This is a genomic window from Chitinophaga silvisoli (genome assembly GCF_003412465.1).
Classification (GTDB): Bacteria; Bacteroidota; Bacteroidia; order Chitinophagales; family Chitinophagaceae; genus Chitinophaga; species Chitinophaga silvisoli.
This window is the reverse complement of record NZ_QTJV01000010.1, coordinates 167,585-186,947: the sequence shown is the minus strand read 5'-3', so window position 1 is coordinate 186,947 and position 19,363 is coordinate 167,585. Positions and strand designations below refer to the sequence as shown.

General features: G+C 44.6%; 17 protein-coding genes. 13 read left to right on the top strand and 4 right to left on the bottom strand.

The features are described 5' to 3' along the window. Positions 1–6: 6 nt before the first annotated feature. Genes DXN04_RS25090 through DXN04_RS25075 form a run of 4 tightly spaced genes read left to right on the top strand, consistent with a single transcriptional unit; the run spans position 7 to position 3,171 of the window. Positions 7–381 (top strand): BlaI/MecI/CopY family transcriptional regulator, encoded by a 375-nt coding sequence (locus DXN04_RS25090; protein ID WP_116856158.1) that lies wholly within the window; start codon positions 7–9, stop codon positions 379–381. Continuing rightward, positions 378–1,556 carry a M56 family metallopeptidase gene (locus DXN04_RS25085; protein ID WP_116856157.1) on the top strand — a complete coding sequence of 393 codons (1,179 nt, stop codon included), beginning with the start codon at positions 378–380 and terminating at the stop codon, positions 1,554–1,556. The genes DXN04_RS25090 and DXN04_RS25085 overlap by 4 nt, the downstream gene beginning before the upstream one ends. Then, positions 1,557–2,303, top strand: coding sequence for an energy transducer TonB (locus DXN04_RS25080; RefSeq protein ID WP_116856156.1), 747 nt, complete (start codon positions 1,557–1,559; stop codon positions 2,301–2,303). It begins immediately after the preceding gene. Between the two features lie 25 nt (positions 2,304–2,328). Continuing rightward, positions 2,329–3,171, top strand: coding sequence for an energy transducer TonB (locus DXN04_RS25075; protein ID WP_116856155.1), 843 nt, complete (start codon positions 2,329–2,331; stop codon positions 3,169–3,171). 54 nt (positions 3,172–3,225) lie between these two features. Here DXN04_RS25075 and DXN04_RS25070 read toward each other — a convergent pair whose 3' ends face one another. Further along, complete coding sequence (locus DXN04_RS25070; protein ID WP_116856154.1) at positions 3,226–4,404, bottom strand: AIR synthase related protein; 1,179 nt, start codon at positions 4,402–4,404, stop codon at positions 3,226–3,228. 227 nt (positions 4,405–4,631) lie between these two features. Between DXN04_RS25070 and DXN04_RS25065 the strand changes: the two genes are divergently transcribed. Then, entirely contained in the window at positions 4,632–5,564 is a 933-nt protein-coding gene (locus tag DXN04_RS25065; protein WP_116856153.1) for a bifunctional riboflavin kinase/FAD synthetase, read from the top strand. A gap of 79 nt (positions 5,565–5,643) precedes the next feature. Here DXN04_RS25065 and holA read toward each other — a convergent pair whose 3' ends face one another. Continuing rightward, positions 5,644–6,639 (bottom strand): DNA polymerase III subunit delta, encoded by a 996-nt coding sequence (gene holA / locus DXN04_RS25060; RefSeq protein ID WP_116856152.1) that lies wholly within the window; start codon positions 6,637–6,639, stop codon positions 5,644–5,646. Positions 6,640–6,647: 8 nt separating this feature from the next. Then, positions 6,648–7,376: a ribonuclease H-like domain-containing protein gene (locus DXN04_RS25055; RefSeq protein WP_116856151.1), complete on the bottom strand. Its 729-nt coding sequence runs from the start codon at positions 7,374–7,376 to the stop codon at positions 6,648–6,650. 109 nt (positions 7,377–7,485) lie between these two features. Here DXN04_RS25055 and DXN04_RS25050 point away from each other — a divergent pair, with 109 nt between their 5' ends. Both DXN04_RS25050 and DXN04_RS25045 read left to right on the top strand, forming a co-directional pair. Further along, positions 7,486–8,448, top strand: a complete 963-nt coding sequence (locus DXN04_RS25050) for a hypothetical protein (RefSeq protein WP_116856150.1) — start codon at positions 7,486–7,488, stop codon at positions 8,446–8,448. Between the two features lie 338 nt (positions 8,449–8,786). Beyond that, positions 8,787–9,185 (top strand): response regulator, encoded by a 399-nt coding sequence (locus DXN04_RS25045; RefSeq protein ID WP_158569140.1) that lies wholly within the window; start codon positions 8,787–8,789, stop codon positions 9,183–9,185. An 85-nt stretch (positions 9,186–9,270) separates the two neighbouring features. Here the strand turns inward: DXN04_RS25045 and DXN04_RS25040 are convergent, their stop codons facing one another. Then, positions 9,271–10,917, bottom strand: coding sequence for an ABC-F family ATP-binding cassette domain-containing protein (locus DXN04_RS25040; RefSeq protein WP_116856148.1), 1,647 nt, complete (start codon positions 10,915–10,917; stop codon positions 9,271–9,273). A gap of 213 nt (positions 10,918–11,130) precedes the next feature. Here DXN04_RS25040 and DXN04_RS25035 point away from each other — a divergent pair, with 213 nt between their 5' ends. The 6 genes from DXN04_RS25035 to DXN04_RS25010 all read left to right on the top strand — a co-directional run bounded on the left by DXN04_RS25035 (position 11,131) and on the right by DXN04_RS25010 (position 19,354). Then, positions 11,131–11,784, top strand: coding sequence for a carbonic anhydrase (locus tag DXN04_RS25035; RefSeq protein WP_116856147.1), 654 nt, complete (start codon positions 11,131–11,133; stop codon positions 11,782–11,784). 4 nt (positions 11,785–11,788) lie between these two features. Beyond that, positions 11,789–12,607: a glutamate racemase gene (murI, locus tag DXN04_RS25030; protein ID WP_116856146.1), complete on the top strand. Its 819-nt coding sequence runs from the start codon at positions 11,789–11,791 to the stop codon at positions 12,605–12,607. Positions 12,608–12,876: 269 nt separating this feature from the next. After that, on the top strand, positions 12,877–13,467 hold the full coding sequence (locus tag DXN04_RS25025; RefSeq protein ID WP_158569139.1) for an RNA polymerase sigma-70 factor: 591 nt from the start codon (positions 12,877–12,879) through the stop codon (positions 13,465–13,467). A 78-nt stretch (positions 13,468–13,545) separates the two neighbouring features. Beyond that, a complete protein-coding gene (locus DXN04_RS25020) occupies positions 13,546–14,718 on the top strand; it encodes a FecR family protein (RefSeq protein ID WP_116856144.1) in 1,173 nt (390 codons plus the stop codon). 27 nt (positions 14,719–14,745) lie between these two features. Beyond that, complete coding sequence (locus tag DXN04_RS25015) at positions 14,746–17,949, top strand: SusC/RagA family TonB-linked outer membrane protein (RefSeq protein ID WP_116856143.1); 3,204 nt, start codon at positions 14,746–14,748, stop codon at positions 17,947–17,949. Between the two features lie 13 nt (positions 17,950–17,962). Continuing rightward, positions 17,963–19,354 (top strand): RagB/SusD family nutrient uptake outer membrane protein, encoded by a 1,392-nt coding sequence (locus DXN04_RS25010; RefSeq protein ID WP_116856142.1) that lies wholly within the window; start codon positions 17,963–17,965, stop codon positions 19,352–19,354. The last annotated feature ends 9 nt before the right edge of the window (positions 19,355–19,363 follow it).

Here is a 19,363-nt window from a genome sequence, read left to right as displayed (position 1 = left end):
AGAGACATGTCGGGGATAAAAACATTGACGAAAGCAGAAGAGCAGATTATGCAGGCCCTGTGGCAGATAGGACCAGCCTTTGTAAAAGACATTATTGAAACCCTTCCGGAGCCAAAACCGCATTATAATACTATCAGCACCCTGGTGAAAATCCTGATTGATAAAGGCTTTGTAGATTTTAAGGCTTATGGGAAATCTCATCAGTACTTTCCATTAATCACCAAGGAAGAGTATAGTCAGAATACGCTCCAGCAGGTAGCCAAAGGCTATTTTGCAGGTTCTTTTAAAAATATGGTGTCTTTTTTTGTGAAAAAAAATGATCTCAGCATCTTAGAACTGGAGTCTCTGCTGGAACAAATCAAAAAAGCTGAAAACAAATGATGCTGCTTCCGTATATCGTTAAGGTATTGATCTGCTCAGGCGTGTTGTATGGCTATTATGCATTGGCACTGAAAAACAGTACAATGCATTTATGGAACAGGGTCTTCCTGTTGCTGGCACCTGTATGCTCCTTGGTATTGCCACTGATACAGTTTCCCTTTGTACAACAGGGAATGGTCATGAAGATGCTGGAGGTCAGGGCCTACGCCGGTTCTTCCACTGCGCAGGCGGGAGCTCCTTTCGATGTAATTCCTTTATTATATACCTTATATATAGGAGTGGTTTTAGTGCTCTGGGTGCGTATGGTACTGAGCTGGCGGAAACTGAAATTATTAGCTGCACAGGGCGAGGTGCAGGAAGATGCAGGATTTACCATCATCCGGCATCAAGAGGTAGTATCCCCTTTTTCCTTCTTCAGTAAGATCTTCTTTAATAACACACCTGATGAAACAGTATTGCGGCATGAGCTGGCGCATGTGCAGGGCTATCATACCATGGATAAACTCTGGATGGAGATACTGTGTGCTGCATGCTGGCTGAATCCTTTCTTTTATTTGATGAAGAGGGAACTGGCCATGGTGCATGAGTTCATTGCAGATAAAGCAGCTGCATCGGACAGGCAGGCAGATTATGCAAAGGTATTATTGCAGATGACATTGCAGACACAGTCCATCGCAGGTGTAAGCACCTTCGGGCAATCGCCGGTGAAGAGAAGGATTACGATGCTCCTGGCCAGGAAAACGCATTACACATTTATAAAGAAGACTTTCATTATCCCTATAGCTATTGTTCTATTGCTGATGATGGGGAGTCAGCGGCCTACCATGGCAGTGACAAATCCTGCTGCCATGGATGAGGTCTTTACATTTGTAGAGAAGCCCCCGATGTATGTAGGCGGAGAAGAGGCCTTAGTGAAATACCTGTCGCAAAACATTCATTATCCGAAGGATGCGCAGCGTGATGGTGTAGGAGGAACCGTGTTTGTGCAGTTCATAGTTGGAGCAGATGGCGGTATACGGGATGTGAAGACGGTTGGTAATAAGCTGGGACACGGATTGGAGGAGGAGAGTATTAGAGTAGTGAAGACAATGCCCAAATGGGACGCAGGATCGCAGGGCGGGAAGAAAGTAAACGTGATGTTTAACCTGCCTATCAGGTACCAATTGGAGATTTAAATGCTGACTTTTTTACTGATTACATTATTATCCTTTCAGGGTCCCTTACTGGAAGAAGCGCCCAGGCCGGAATTCCCTGGTGGAGAGCCCGCGCTGAGACAATTTTTACTAAAAAATGTACTGTATCCTAAAGCCGCTATAGCAAAAAAAGAAGAAGGCTATGTTGTGGTGAAATTTACAATAGACGTACAGGGGAATGTGACAAAACCAGTGGTGATCAGCGGATATAGACATCAGTATTTACTGGAAAAAGAAGCTTTGCGGGTAGTGAGGAAAATGCCGAAGTGGATACCGGCCAGGCGATTTAAAAAGGTGGTGGCTGTTGATTTTTATCTGCCTGTTAATTTTAGTTTATCAGCACCTGTCAGTGCAGCGGATATTTCCGGGGATGTGGCATGTATGCTGCCTGTAGAACCTACAGCGGAGTATCCCGGAGGCAGTGAAGCGATGGCACAGTTTCTTAAAAGAAACAGTCGTTATGCTTTGGACAATGAGACGGTAAACCCTGCGGGCAGGGTCTTTGTTCAATTCACAGTTGATACCCGGGGAATGATCATTCATCCGGCTATCATCAAACCTGGAATGTATCCTGCATTAGAAAAAGAAGCGATCAGGTTAGTGAATAAAATGCCGCGATGGAAACCGTGTCTGCAAGAGGGGGAACTGGTGGATCAAAGCTGGACGGTTCCAATCTTCTTTAAAATACCCATACAAACGAACTTTACCCTCCCCAGGCAAAAGAAATAAATATTTTAATTAGTTTGCCGCCATTATGCGACACATTATCCCCTATTTATTTCTGTACCTGAGCACATTTTCAATTGATTGCCTCGCCCAATCCCCTGTTACTGACACTACCGGGACCATCTATTACAAAGTAGATGTGCCGCCTGAATTTCCCGGGGGCGAAACAGCACTTGCCAAATTTTTATCCAAAAACATTCACTACCCCCGATCCGCCCAGGAGAACGGCGCTTCGGGAACAGTGTTCATTCAATTTGTGATAAATGAAAATGGCAAAATCATCAACCCTGTCAGCAAAAGTCCTGATATGGATACCTCCCTCCAGCGGGAAAGCATCCGGGTAGTACATCTCATGCCTGATTGGAAACCGGGCCTGGTAGGTGGTAAGCAGGTATCTGTACAGTACAATCTTCCTATTAAATACAACCTGATAGATGCAGGCCCTCCCCGCAAACCAGGCTCCATTGCTTTACCCAAAGATCCGTCGGCAAAAGATTCAGCACATAATACGATCTATTATAGCGATCCTGCCTACAAACCTGAATTCCCCGGTGGTAGCAATGGCTTGGTGAAATATTTAAAAAAGAACTTCCAATACCCGCAGGAAGCACTGGAATCAGGCATTGAAGGAGTTGTCACCGTACAATTCACCATCAATGGCGATGGTACTATCAGTAATGTCAGCACGATCAGTCCAAAGCTGGGCGGGCACCTGGAGCTGGAGGCCATTCGCCTGGTCAGGTCTATGCCCAACTGGAAACCGGCTTTGGAAAATGGAAAGGGAATACCTGCCCGATGTAATATTCCTGTGGAATTTAGTCTGAGAGAATACTATATCAACAAGAAGAAAAAAGTCTATCCGATGTTCTAAATAAAGAGAGAGGCTGATCAGTGATCAGCCTCTCTCTTTTATAATATTATATGCTTAGTGATAAATAAACTCACCCTTTTCACTCCTTACCGTCACCTGCTTCTTCTCTGCTGCTTCTACCCTTCCTACAATCTTCGCTTCGATCTTAAAGCTTTCACTAATCTTAATGATGTCTGCTGCAATTGCCTCTGGTACATACAGTTCCATTCTATGCCCCATATTGAATACCTGGTACATCTCCTTCCATCCTGTGCCGGATTGTTCCTGGATCAAACTGAATAATGGCGGGATCGGGAACAGGTTATCCTTGATCACATGTACATTGTCAACGAAGTGCAACACCTTCGTTTGCGCACCACCACTGCAATGCACCAGGCCATGGATCCGGGAACGATAGCCTTCCAGTACTTTCCTGATCACCGGTGCATAGGTACGGGTTGGAGACAATACCAGCTTACCGGCATCGATGTTACCAAAGCCTGGTACGGCTACTTTATCTGTCAGTGCTTTTTTACCGCTGAAAACAAGGTTGTAGGGAATGCCCGGATCATAGCTCTCGGGATACTTTTCCGCCACCTGTTTGTTGAATACATCATGACGGGCAGAGGTGAGACCATTGCTCCCCATACCGCCATTGTAAGAAGTTTCGTAAGAAGCCTGACCATAAGAAGCCAGTCCTACAATCACATCCCCGGCCTGGATAGTATGATTAGAGATTACTTCCTCTCTCTTCATACGGCAGGTAACGGTAGAATCCACGATGATGGTGCGAACCAGATCTCCTACATCCGCGGTTTCACCGCCGGTAGAGAAGATGCTGATACCATGCCCTCTCAGTTCTTCAAGAATTTCTTCAGTACCATTGATAATGGCAGCAATCACTTCGCCGGGTATCAGTTGTTTATTACGTCCAATCGTGGAAGACAGGAGGATATTTTCAGTAGCACCTACGCAGAGCAGGTCATCAATGTTCATGATGATAGCATCCTGTGCAATACCTTTCCATACAGAAAGATCACCTGTTTCTTTCCAGTAAGTATAAGCCAGAGAAGATTTGGTACCAGCTCCATCGGCATGCATGATATTGCAATAATCTGCCTGACCGCCGATAATATCGGGAACAATTTTGCAGAATGCTTTTGGAAACAGGCCCTTGTCAATGTGCTTTATCGCATTGTGCACGTCTTCTTTTCCAGCTGAAACACCGCGCTGGGCGTAGATATTCTGATCCACCGGTTAATTTTAAGTTGATTAATCAAAGTGCAAAAGTAACGGATTCCCCCTTCCCGCGCAAACCATTCGCTTCCAGGTAGTGTAGCAGATACGTTTCTTATTCAGAAATTATGATACTTTCGAAAGGGCCGTAGCCTAAGCCGAATAATCAAATTGAACTGCCGTCATACAATCATTTATATCTAAATGTTGTAATTTGCATAGAATATTTATATCGAAGGCGTATTATGCTCATACACAGGGACCTCACCCAATTGCCGGCATTTAAGCGGGCAGTTATTACCATCGGAACATTTGACGGCGTTCATACCGGACACCGCCACATCATTCAACAACTACAACAGGCTGCCACTGCCTGTGATGGTGAGACGGTGATCGTCACCTTTGACCCTCATCCAAGAGAAGTGCTGCAACCCGGTAGTAACCTGGTTCGCCTCCTCACCACTTTGGACGAAAAGATCGCTTTACTGTCTGCACAGGGGATAGATCACCTGGTGATCGTGCCCTTTACCCCTGAGTTTTCGGAGCTGTCGGCACAGGCTTACCTGGAAGATTTCCTGATAGAAAGATTCAAACCGCATACAATTATTATTGGCTATGACCACCGTTTTGGTCATAACCGGGAGGGTGGACTGGAATTGCTGGAAGCAGAGCAGGCGAGTTATGGATTTAGTCTGATAGAGATTCCGCAGCAGATAGTGCATGACCTGACAGTAAGTTCTACTAAAATCAGGAAGAGCCTGCAGGATGGGAATGTGCACCTGGCAAATGAATTGCTTGGTTATCAATATTTTCTGGAAGGTACGGTGGTACATGGAGATAAGATGGGGAGGAAATTAGGGTATCCGACGGCTAATATTCAGTTACCGGACCAGCGGAAACTGATTCCGGCACAGGGAATTTATGCAATTCGGGTACATACCAGGGAAAATGTGGGCCCGCTGAATGGGGTCATGAGTATTGGTACCCGTCCTACTTTCAATGGAAATGATTTGAGGCTGGAGGCACATATTTTTGATTTTAAGGGAGATTTGTATGACCAGGTGATTAAGGTCGAGATGGTGAGTTATATCAGGGCTAATCAGAAGTTTGACAATGTAGAGGCGCTGATAGCGCAGATGGATAAAGATAGTGCGCAGGCGAAAGCCTTGCTGGCATAAAAAACAAAACACAAAGGCTTTTACCTTCGGTAAAAGCCTTTGTGTTTTAGACCTGTTGGGCCTTCGGCCGGCAAGAAGTTTAATTCATTATTTTATACGCCAGTTCCTTCATCAGTTCTCCATCCTCTACCCCACTATCATTAATCCCTATACTCCTCAGGTTATAAGTATGCAATAGCAATATCGCCTTCTCCGTTCCTTCCACGCCATACTGCCTTGCTGCCGCCATATAATCCTTCACAAAAAAAGGATGCACGCCCAGGGCCGCTGCAATCTCCTTCTCCCCTCCCTTCACACCAAAGATCTGGCTCATCTTACTAAAGAAATTATACAATGCAGGCAATACCATCTGTATAGGCCCTGCCTTCGGATTAGCTGCAAAATACTGGATAATGCGCATCACCTTGCCCATATCCTTTTGCCCAATAGCATTCTGCAATTCAAACACATTGTATTCTTTACTGATCCCCACATACTTTTCAATATCATTCTCATCAATCTTCTTTTCAGGAGCCAGGTTCACCAGCAGTTTATCAATCTCATTCGCAATGCGGGACAGGTCATTACCAATATGATCTACCAGCAAAATAGCTGCTTTCTGCGCAATGGCTCTGCCTAATCCATTCACATATGCATCCACCCAGGCAGGCAACTGATTATCATACATTTTCTTGGTACTGAGTAGTACCCCTCTGTCTTTAATCAGCTTTGCCATCTTACTGCGGCCATCAATCTTGCCCTGCTTATGCGCTACTACGAAGATGGTGGAATCCAGTGGTTTATCGATATAAGCCTCCAGTTTCAGGATGTCTTTCATCGCCTGCGCTTCCTTCAATACCACGACCTGTCTTTCTGCAAACATGGGATAGCGCCTGCAGGCATTGATTACTGCACTCCAGGAAGTCTCCTTTCCATATAATATAGTGAGGTTGAATCCTTTCTCTGATTCCTCCAGCAGGTGATGCTCCGCATAGTTGGTCACCTGATCGATAAAGAAGTCTTCGTCTCCCTCCAGCCAGTATAAGGACTTGAATTTCTTTTGTTTCCAGTCTTTTATTATATCCTGATAATCCATGTCCTAAATTATTTAATATATACGATATCCCCATCTTCGATCAGGGGTACTCCCTTGAACCGCATCAGGAGCTGGCCTACCGCCACTACGTCTTTCTGACAATAGGTAACGATCCTTTCCAGGCCATTAGCTTCTCCATAATATACTTTGGCCACCATACTCCCGTCGATATCATCTTTGGGAGTAGGAATACCTAATACTGCTGTTAATAACTTCAGGGAAGTATAGTTCTTGAAGTCGCCAAATCGCCATAACTGCATTGTATCCAACATAGGAACTTCCCATGGTTTAAGATTATGCAATTGCAAGGCCGGGGGCAAAGATAACAGGTTGATTACAGACCGCCTGCAAATAAAAGGAATATCAAATTCTTTGATGTTGTGACCTGCAAACTGGAATTTGGGATTTTTTATATAAAATTTATTGACCAATTCTAAAAAACTGCTTAATAAAACCTTTTCATCATCATGATAAATTGATTTGATTCGCAATTGATAACGACCATTTTCCACGGTAAAGAACCCTACTGAAATACAGACAATCTTCCCAAATTCGGCAAAGATCCCCGCCCGGTCAGCGTATAGCTCCTCCCCTTCGGATGAATCTGGCGCAGTTTTTGCAATTTTGTCAAGCCAAAGCGTTTGCATGTTTTCCGGAAGACAGTCAAAAGCCTTGACAGCAGGTGTTGTCTCTATGTCGAGCAGTAATAATTGATCTAATGCGATATTCGGTAACACAGTTGAAAAACAGTTTATAAATTTTTATAATTAAAGTACTTTTAACACTTACATTTGTATAATTAGTTTTAACCATATAACAATTAAACTTAAATAAATAATAACGACTATGACTGAGAACACATTTAACAAACCTGCTTCGGGCTCTCCCGGATCTGAAAAACCAAGAAGCCGTAATGGACTGATATATGGTATTTTGATTGCAGCATTAGCCGGTACCTGGATCTATATGCTGTACGACAAAAATAAATCCAGCGAGATTCAAACTCAACAAAGTGCTCAGATTGATTCCATTTCTTCTTCCAGGGATGCACTCCAGCAGGAATATAATGCAGCCAACGCACGTCTCGATGACCTGATCTCCCAGAACACCCGCATGGATAGTCTGGTAAAGACAAAAGATAAGGAAATTGCTGACATGAAATCCAGAATCAACAGCATTTTATCCAACAAAAACGCGACTCAGGCACAACTGGCTGAAGCCCGTCGTCTGATCGAACAACTGAAAGGCAACATCAGCTCTTACCAGGAAACCATCGAAAAACTGGAAGGCGAGAAACTGGTGCTGACCGACGAGCGTAACAGCGCACGCCGCGAAAGAGACTCTGTTGGTACTATCAAAGATAGCCTGAACAGGAAAGTTAACCTCGGTTCAGTATTGCACGCTTCGAACATTCACTTACAGCCAATCATGCTGAAAAAGAATGGTAAAGAAGTAGAAACTTCAAAGGCTAAACGCGCTGATATGATGCGTGTAACTTTTGATCTGGATGAAAACAGAATTGCGCCAACCGGCGACAAAGAACTGTATGTTGCTATCTCCGCTCCTGATGGTACCCCACTCGCTGTAGAAGCCCTGGGTTCCGGCAGATTCACCCTGGATGATGGTACAGAAAAACTGTATACTGCAAAGAAAACAGTAGCCTACACTTTAGGTCAGAAACAGACCGTGGTGATGGACTGGAAACAAAACTCTGATTTCAAACCTGGTGATTACAGTGTTGAAATCTACCATGATGGTTTCAAAATCGGTCAGGGTAAAGTAACGCTGAAAAAAGGCGGATTGTTCTAGTAGTTTTCTTCTATATATTATTAATTTCAATCCCGGTGTCTTCTGATACCGGGATTTCTTTTTTCAAAAAAGATAGCACTCCTTCCAAATGTTAACACAAGGATCATTTTGTTAATGATTAGTTATTTAGAAAAAGACATATATAATATTCTAATTAAATCCCCCATCTTTGCACTAATCTTTTGTATAGTTGGAAACCCACGACCCAAAAGGTTGCAATTTCATGTGAAAACCGGGGAATGCATAATCTTGCATCACCATGTGTCCCCCTCGCTATCTTATATTGTATGTTATTGGGATTGAGTTCAACTAACAGTGTTAAAATACAGGAACCGATTATGCAGGAAAACACGAAGCAGGTGTACGTCGTAGACGATGATGAGATCTTCCATTTCATCCTGAAAAAGATGTTGGAACAACAAACCGACAATCTTGAAATCACCAGTTTCCTCTGCGCAGAAGATGCGCTGGCTCAGTTACAGGACCAGCCGCAATATTCACTGCCCTCCTTAATCATCCTGGACATGAATATGCAACGTATGAATGGCTGGGATTTCATAGAAGCCTATAAAACTATCAAACCGAGCCTCAATCAACATATTCCCATCATCATGTGCTCATCATCTATGGACATGCGGGATATGCAGAAAGTACAGCGTACACCGGAACTAATGGCTTACATTACCAAGCCCTTAGACCCGATGAAGATGAAAGTGATCACCGATGTACTTGCCTGAGGCCATTGAATCAGATTATGGAATGGACAATACAATAAAAAAACGCCGGCGTTCTGCCGGCGTTTCTCTTTATAAGCTGTTGTGATTAAGCTAATTGTACCTTACCACCATACATTTCTTCTCTCATCGCTTTCACTCTCTCATCCGCCAGGTATTCATCGAAGGTCATCAGCCTGTCAATTACACCCTTAGGCGTAATCTCGATGATACGGTTTGCTACTGACTGCATGAAAGTATGGTCATGGGTAGTGAACAGCACTACTCCCTTGAAATTGATCATGCTTTCGTTGAAAGACTGGATACTTTCCAGGTCCAGGTGGTTCGTAGGCTCATCCAGGATCACTACGTTAGGATCCTGCAGCATCATACGACTGGTCATACAACGTACTTTTTCACCACCACTCAGCACACTGGTCTTCTTCATGATCTCATCACCGCTGAACAGCATCTTACCCAGGAACCCACGCAGGAACGGCTCATCCACATCTGTTACGTGTGGTGGCACGAACTGACGCAGCCAGTCCATCAGGTTGATATTGGTGTCAGTAAAGAACTGCGCATTATCATTGGGCAGATACGCAGTGGTTACAGTTGTACCCCACTCATATTTACCACTGTCAGCAGTATCTTCACCGTTGATGATTTCGAAGAATGTACTCAGTGCCACGTGATCCTTAGACAGGAAGGCGATCTTATCACCCTTGTTCACTGTAAAGGTAATATCAGCGAACAGCTTGTTACCCTCGATAGATTTTTCCAGTTTCTCTACATTCAGAATCTGGTTACCTACCTCACGCTGTTGCTTGAAGATGATACCCGGATACTTACGGTTAGAAGGCTGAATGTCTTCGATAACCAGTTTCTCCAGGGCCTTCTTACGGGAGGTTGCCTGTTTACTCTTGGAAGCGTTCGCACTGAACCGGGCAATGAAGTCCATCAGGTCTTTACGCTTATCTTCCATTTTCTTGTTCTTATCAGCAATCTGGCGGGCCATCAGCTGAGATGATTCGTACCAGAAGGTATAGTTACCGGAGAAGATTTGGATCTTAGCACGGTCTACGTCCGCTACATGGGTACAAACCGCATCCAGGAAGTGACGGTCGTGGGATACCACAATCACGATGTTTTCGTAATCAGCCAGGAAGTTCTCCAACCAGCCGATGGTTTCCACATCAAGGTGGTTGGTAGGCTCATCCAGCAGCAGGATGTCCGGGTTACCAAACAGTGCCTGTGCCAGCAGTACACGTACTTTCAAGCTACCACTCAGGTCCTTCATCAGCACTGCATGCAGATCTGCGCTTACACCCAGATCGCCCAGCAGGGTTCCAGCATCACTCTCGGCAGTATAACCGCCCATTTCGCCGTATTCCGCTTCCAGCTCACCTGCACGCATACCATCCTCTTCGGTAAAGTCTTCCTTGGCATAGATACTATCTCTTTCGTGAGCGATCTCCCAAAGTTTCTTGTTACCCATTAATACGGTATTCAATACAGACACCTCGTCAAACTCAAAGTGGTTCTGTTTCAGTACGGACATGCGTTCACCAGGGGTGATTTCCACAGTTCCTTTGGTGGGGTCAATCTCACCTGAAAGGATCTTCAGGAAGGTCGACTTACCGGCACCGTTTGCGCCGATTACACCATAACAGTTGCCCTTGGTAAAGTTGAGGTTAACTTCATCAAACAACACTCTTTTTCCAAAAGAAAGCGATACGTTTTTAACACTGATCATGCTGGCTAAAGAAATTTAAGGCGCAAAGTTACGAAAAAATATACGGTTTCAATATTTTATCAGATTAATAGAAAATTAAGCCGGCCGCCTGGCAAGACCTCAATACCAGTGGCTTTTACCTACGGCAAAAGCCGCTGCCGCCGGTAATTTTTCTTCTCATCCTAATACCTTAATTTTAACCCCTGCATTGATCCATCTTTAATCACTTTCGCCATGACTAAATACGACGAGATTTTCGAGAACAACAGGCGTTGGATAGCCGCGAAAACCGCTACCGACAAGGAATTTTTTGAGAAACTGGCCAACGAACAGCGACCAGACTACCTCTACATTGGCTGTAGCGATAGCCGGGTACCCACCAATGAGATCATGGGATTGGATGCCGGTGAAGTATTTGTTCACAGGAACATCGCGAACCTGGTCAATAACACTGACCTGAACGTAATGGCCGTAATCAACTACGCCGTACGCCACCTGCAGGTAAAGCACATCGTAGTATGTGGCCATTACAACTGCGGCGGCGTAAAAGCTGCTATGCAACCTGCCGACCTCGGTCTGCTCAACCCATGGCTCCGCAACATCCGGGATGTATACCGCCTGCACAAAGAGGAACTGAACGCCATCCAGGATGAGCATGCCCGTTACAACCGACTGGTAGAACTGAATGTACAGGAGCAATGTGTGAACGTAATCAAAACTGCCGCCGTACAGCAATCCTACCTGCAAAATCAATTCCCTACCGTTCATGGCTGGGTATATGACCTGCGCAACGGAGAACTGAAAGATCTGAAGATTGATTTCGAAAGAGTCCTGCACGAAATTCAGGAAATCTATGACCTGACAGGTGAAGGATTGATGAAAAAATAAAGAAATGACAACTGGGCCAATTGGCGTATTCGACTCCGGCTATGGCGGTCTGACGGTGCTCAAAGAGATCATCGCCGCCCTCCCGCAATACGATTATATCTACCTGGGCGACAATGCCCGTGCCCCCTATGGCAACAGAGGCTTTGAAACCATTCATACCTACACACTGGAATGTGTGCAGCACCTTTTTGACATGGGCTGTCCTTTGGTCGTGCTGGCCTGTAACACGGCTTCCGCCAAAGCACTCCGCACCATCCAGCAAAAAGACCTGCCAAACATCGCTCCGGATCGCCGCGTACTCGGGGTAATCAGACCTACTACCGAAATGGTAGGTACCCTCACCCAGACTGGCGAGGTAGGCATACTGGCTACAAAAGGTACAGTGAGCTCGGAATCGTATCCCATTGAGATCAAAAAGTTCTTTCCACATGTAAAAGTCCATCAGCTGGCCTGCCCCATGTGGGTGCCCCTGATTGAGAATGGAGAAGCGGATAGCGAAGGAGCTGATTATTTCGTAAAGAAATACCTGGATCAGATCCTGACGGATGCACCTGATATCGATACACTGGTATTGGCATGCACCCATTACCCGATTCTCACTAAAAAAATCAGGCAATATTTACCAGCTGGTATTACTCTATTGTCTCAGGGAAAGATCGTTGCTCATAGCCTCAAGGATTATCTGCAAAGACATCCTGAAATGGAAACGAGACTGAGTAAAAACGGTAACCGCAGGTTCTTTACTACAGATGATCCGGTTATCTTTGAAAAACTAACAAACATTTTCTTCGGAGAAACGGTAAAAACCGAGTTCCTAGGATGATAACAGCGCCTGCATGTACAATAAAATGCAGGCGCTACCTTTTCAAAATTTGAAAGATGACGACTGCTTTTTTTTGATGGCATTAGTTATATTACCTTTTTTCAACGTCATTCTAAAAAAAGAGCTGGTTCAGGGGGAATATTTCCAGCACTTATAAATGATACACCAAAATTATCTTTCCGTCGTTCGCACCCCACAAATCGGGGCATTTCAGGTGGTAGAACGGTTTAAGCAGATTTCAGAAATTCTTGTTTCAAAAAAAACAGCCATTGGATGCTGCAATAGACAAAGACTTATTATTGCTGATAGCACAGGGAAATGAAGCCGCCTTCAGGCTGCTTTTTAATGCTTATTTGCCTAAACTGACAGGCTATCTGAATCCTATTATAAAATTTCCGGCCGTTGCAGAAGAAGTGGCCATGGACGTATTGACCAAAATCTGGTTAGCACGCGACATGCTCCCCCAGGTACAGAATATCGATGCCTTTTTCTTCAGAATAGCCCGGAATAAAGCGATCGACTACCTACGCTCCGTTGCCAATAAACCTGAAATACAGGATGAAACCTGGATACACTCACAGGAACTCACCGAGTCTGAAATGGCAGATTATCAATTATGCCAGCGTGAATTCAATGCCGCTTTAATGAATGCCATCAACATGCTGTCTCCTCAGCGCAAAAAAATATTCCTGCTGAGCAGAGAAGGCGGAATGACCCATGAACAAATCAGTAAATTGACCGGGTTATCCAAAGCCACTATTAACAATCACCTGACTGACGCACAAAAATTTCTCCGCGCCCACCTGTTACAACAGGTGGATATTATTACCCTCCTGATTTTTTTACATAAAATCCATTAATTTTTAAATCCCATTAGTTATAGCTCTTCTTTTCACCGTCATTATAGGTAGACCGTTTAGTTTATAATGAAGAGATAAATGGAAAAATCAACCAAAAATCTGTTGGATTCCTTTATTCACGGCAACCTGTCAAAAGAAGAATGGGATCAGCTATTGCAGGATATCCGGGATAATCGCGAAACATTTTCTGCCCTTGATAAATGGTGGCCGGATGCAGGTGCCGATATGCCGGATAGCCGGAAAGAAATGTTGTTTAATCAGTTGATGCATACCTTGCAGGAGCCTGTGGCACCCCGCCGCAAAAGGCCCTTGCGCAACCGGCGTATCCGTCAGGGCATTCTATGGGGCCTGCCACTTGTACTACTCGTTGTACTCCTGTTCAGCTATCATCGTAAGCAATCAGATCAGCCCAATATTGCCCTGCCGGCAAATGACATGCTGCCTGCTCAGGCAGATGTAATTCTCACCCTATCTGATGGCCGGGAAGTAAAGCTTTCGGAAAATCAGCATCTCCAACTGACAGATGGCAATAACGCTATTGTTGCATCGCCGGATGGTACGCTCCGCTACACTCCTGCCTCAACAACCTTCGCACCCAATAGCACAGCCTTGCATACCTTGCAAACAAGGGCTGGTAACAAATACCGCATCATACTCGCTGATGGTACAATCGTATGGCTGAATAATGCTTCTTCCCTCCGTTATCCTGTACGGTTCACCGGCAAAACACGTGAAGTGTTGTTAACCGGAGAGGCTTATTTTGAAATTGCTGCAGATGCCAGTCATCCTTTTATCGTGAAAACAGGGCATCAAAATGTCGAAGTACTGGGCACGCATTTTAATATCAATGCATACCACAGCGAGGATAGTATCATCACTACCTTACTTGAAGGCAAAATCAGGGTGTACGATTCGCGCAAACCTTTGCAGGCACTGGTAGTCCATCCCAGCCAGCGGACAGTATTCCAGGATCAGCGTATCAGTGTTGCAGCCATGCCGGCAGATACATCACTGGCTGTAGGATGGAAAAACGGCCTATTCAGCTTTGACAACACACCGGTGAAAGATGCCCTCGAAGAAATAGCCCGTTGGTACAAGGCTGATATCCGTTTTGAAGGATCTATTCCTGACAAACGCATCAGTGGACAAATACACCGCAACATCAGGTTATCACAGTTACGTGAATTACTTCGCTACGACGGGATTGATTTTTATATAGAAGATCAGACCATCGTTGTACCGGCACAATAATATCAACCAACCATTATTTAAGCTTTCATGAAATTTCTGCTCTTCTCCTGTGCCTGCATTGCAGGCCTGTTATTCAGTACATGCCTCCAGGCACAGAACGTGACGCTACATTTACACCAGACTACGCTGCCTAAAGTACTTACCGAGGTTTCCAGGCAAACGGGTTATACGTTTGTCTATGATCCACACGAAATGGATAAGAAAATTTTCGACATAGACCTGAACGATACACCTATGACCGGCGTTCTCCAGTATTGTCAAAAGCTGATTCCTATTCAATACAAAATCATAGACAAAAATGTGGTGATAAAACTAACGACTCCCCCACCGGGGCAAAAGTTTACCTTCTCCGCATATATTACCGATGAGGAGGATCATCCCATACCGGAAGTATTTGTTTATATACCGCGACTTCAAAAATTCTTAATGGCTGACAAACAGGGAAATATTACGATACCTGACATGGAAGCCGGCGACTCCATACAACTGAACTATATGGGATTCGATCAGTTGATCGCCGTAATCAGTCAGCCTGAAATGAAGTTTAAAATGTCTACTGCCGAAAATGCACTGGATGAAGTAGTCGTTCTTGCTTACGGCCAAACGGTGAACAAACGGCTGAATACCGGTTCCAGCGTTAAAATTACTGCAACAGACATTGAGAAAACGGCTACAATGGATCCACTACAGGCACTGTCCGGTCGCGTACCCGGGTTAGTGATTACCCCCAGTAGCGGGCTGGCAGGTGCCTATTCCAATATCAACATCCGCGGGGTTAATTCGATGGGACTTACCAATAATGGAACTTACAGCGTGACTGCTCCATTGTTTATTGTTGACGGTATTCCGTTTAATAACAACACCCTTTCCAACATTTCCACCGCCACCTATAGTGAAAGTCCTTTTAAATCTATTGATCCGTCTTCCATCGAAAGCATCCAGGTGCTGAAGGATGCAGATGCTACTGCTATATATGGCGCAAGAGGAGCCAATGGAGTCATCCTGATCACCACCAAAAAAAATACCGGCAGCGGCCTGCAATTTTCGCTGGATGCCTCCACTACCATACAGAAAATACCCAAACATGTACCCATGCTGGACATTTCAAAATACAGGGCGATGCGTAGGCAAGGCTTTGCCAATGATGGCGTGGATATAGACAGTACAAATGCGCCCGACCTGGTATTGTGGGATTCTACCATCAACCACGACTGGCAAAAAGAATATTTTAACAAAGCAGCCCTTATGCATAATGTTCAGTTTTCTGTAAGTGCGGGCGGTAACTACAACAGTTTTCGCCTGGCGGCAGGGTATGGCTCACAATCTACCATCTACAATAGCCGGTCAGGACTTCGCAAAGGGAATTTTTCTTTTTCCGGTAACCATACCTCCAAAGATGGGAAACTGCAGTCCAATGTGATTTTGGGTTATTCCACAGATCACAACGATGTCATTCCCATGTCACTTACCAGCTTCGTCGCATTACCTCCCAATTTCAGCCTGTACAATGCTGATGGTAGCCTTAACTGGTCGCTTGCTAATACTGTCGGTAACCCCATCGCCGCTCAAAAAAGTACCTTTTATAATCAAACCCAATCATTCACCAGCAGTATCAATACCAGCTACCTGCTTGGTAAAGGTTGGGAAGCTAAGATAACTGCCGGCTATAATCGCATGCAGCTAAATGAATTTGGGAAAAACCCACTGGCAGCACAAGCTCCGGGCAGCGGTGCACTGGCAAATGCACAAAAAGGAAATAATATAACCTATACACTCAATATTGAACCTCAGTTAACATATAACTTCACCAGCGGCAAAAACCATTTTGATGTTTTACTGGGCGGAACTTACATGAGAACCCTTCATGAATCCAGGTCACAATATGCAACCGGGTTCACAAATGATGATGAGCTGACCGATTTTTCAAAAGCCCAGGCAGTCAACTATTACTATGCAGAAGGCACCTATAAGTTCCTGAGTGGTTTTACACGCCTCTCCTATAACTATGACGAGAAATATGTATTAAACCTCACCGGCCGCCGGGACGGCTCTTCCCGCTTTGGACCAGGTAGAAAGTATGGCAATTTCGGCTCTGTCGGCGCAGCCTGGAACTTCTCCTCAGAACATTTCTTTCAATGGATGAAACCAGCAATCAGTTTTGCAAAACTGAGAGCCAGCTACGGTATAACCGGTAGTGATGCAATTGGCGATTATCAATATTTTGTCAACTACATCCTTTCACAATCAACCTACGAAAATGTGCAGGGTTACCATGCTAATAATCTTTTCAATGATAAATACCAGTGGGAGACTACCCGTAAAATTGATATCGGAATGGAGCTGGGTGCCTGGAAAAATAGAATAATGCTGACAGTAGATTATTTCCGCAATAGGTCAGGTAACCAACTGGTAGCATATACACTCCCCTCATTTGTTGGCAATGATAATGTTCCTGCCAATTTAAACGCCCTTATTGAAAATTCAGGAGTGGAAATGACTTTCCAGATAGATCCTGTAAAGAAGAAAAATTTTAGCTGGACCAGTAGTTTCAATATATCTTTTGCACGGAATAAACTCGTCGCTTTCCCGGGGCTTGAAAACTCACCTTATCGTTCACAGTTTTTTCTCAATAAATCTATCTCACCCATCCTCGGCTACAGGAATGCCGTCGTAAATCCTGCAGATGGAACGGTAACTGTTGATGATGTTAATAAAGACGGCGTTATATCACCTGATTATGATTATACTTATCTGGGCTCATCCCTGCCGCATTATACAGGAGGAATAGATAACAGGTTTACCTACAAAAACTTTACACTGGACGTTTTTCTGAGCTTTAAAAACCAGGATTATACACAGTTTTATGACTTCAAACCCGGATCCATCTACAACCAGCCTGCAATAGAATACGGCAATGTATGGGAGCAAGCAGGGGATGTAAAAAAATTTCCGAAAGCATCTGCTGCCGGGAACAATGACGGTAGCTTCTACTATTACAACAACTCCCTTGCAGCCTACTATTCGGGCAGTTACCTCCGCATATCAAGCGTCTCTGCCAACTACCTGCTGCCCGAAAAATGGTTCAAAAAATTACACATCACCCGCTTAAATATTTATGCGTTAGTGAACAACCTCTGGACATTTACGTCCAACCCCGGCTTCGATCCGGAAACAGGCATGAATATGCCGAATTTAAGAGCATTCACTTTAGGTATCAGGTCTGCATTTTAAACCAGTAGTCATTATGAAAAATAATCGCATTCATCATATTCTTTTATCCTTTCTTCCATTGTTTGTCGTGTCATGTATTACCACGTCCTGCAACAAAGCACTGGAGGTAACACCCAAATATATTCTCAATGAAGAGAAAGCTTTTCGCAACGATTCGGTGGCAGCCTTACAGCTGGCAGGAATTTACAGTGAATTCGCCAGTAGCGGAACCCTCTCTTATGGTATACACCTGGATCTATCTTTCATCACTGATGATATGGAACCTTTGAGCTACCAGGCAGTTCCCGGTTCCGCCGGTTATGTGCTGTACAACTATCAGCTTCGTCCCATAGACGCACCAACCAACGATTACTGGAGTAACTTCTACAGGTATATTTATTACGCCAACAGTATCATATCGGGTGTGGATGCCTCTACCGGTATGTCTGCCGCCTATAAAAAGCAATGTAAAGGAGAAGCACTGGCGTGGCGCGCTTTCTTCTATTATTACCTCGCCGCTTTCTATGGTCCCCTGCCTTACGTTACTGATGGGAATTATGCCGTCACCAGCCATTTTACAAGAACAGGCACCGATAGCATACTCAATTATTGTATGACAGACCTGCAACTGGCAGATTCTCTGGTGTCTGAAGATTACCCTACAACCGGACGATTCCATTTTAACCGCGCTGCCGTAAATGCTCTTCTGGCAAGAGTAGCACTCACAAAAGGTGATTATCAGGAAGCTATCAATGCCGCCAGCATCGTCCTCAACGACAACCGCTATGCACTGGCTACACTGAATGATATGTTCAATGCATCCAGCAGCGAAACTATTATGCAGTTATGGAACCAATACAATTATTCATCAGTTGGACAGGTAAGCAATGATCCAGGCACCACCTATGGTGTCACACATGACAGTAACGGCAGCCTGTATAACGCTTTTGATGAAAATGATGCCCGTAGGGACCGTTTTATTAAGCAGGAAGATGATGGTACAGGCACACTTATTTTTGTCAACAATAAGTACCTGAATAACGGTTATGACGATAGCGCACCTGCAGAATACCTGGTCATGTTTAAACTCGACGAAGTCCTGCTCAACAGGGCAGAAGCCTATGCACGTCTACAACAAAATGAGAAAGCACTGGATGATGCAAACCTGCTTCGTCAGCGAGCCGGCGTCGACAACCTGCCATCCTCTCTCAATGGGCAGGCACTTACCGATGCCATCATTGAAGAAAGACGTAAAGAGCTCTGCTTTGAATGGGCAGACAGATGGATCAGCCTGAAACGGAATAAAAGTATCAATACTGTACTGGGAAGCTTTAAACCTGGTATATGGAACGAGAAATATATGCTGTTTCCTATTCCGCTAAGCGACATAAAAAATTCATCATTAATTCAAAACCAGGGCTACTAAATGAATTGT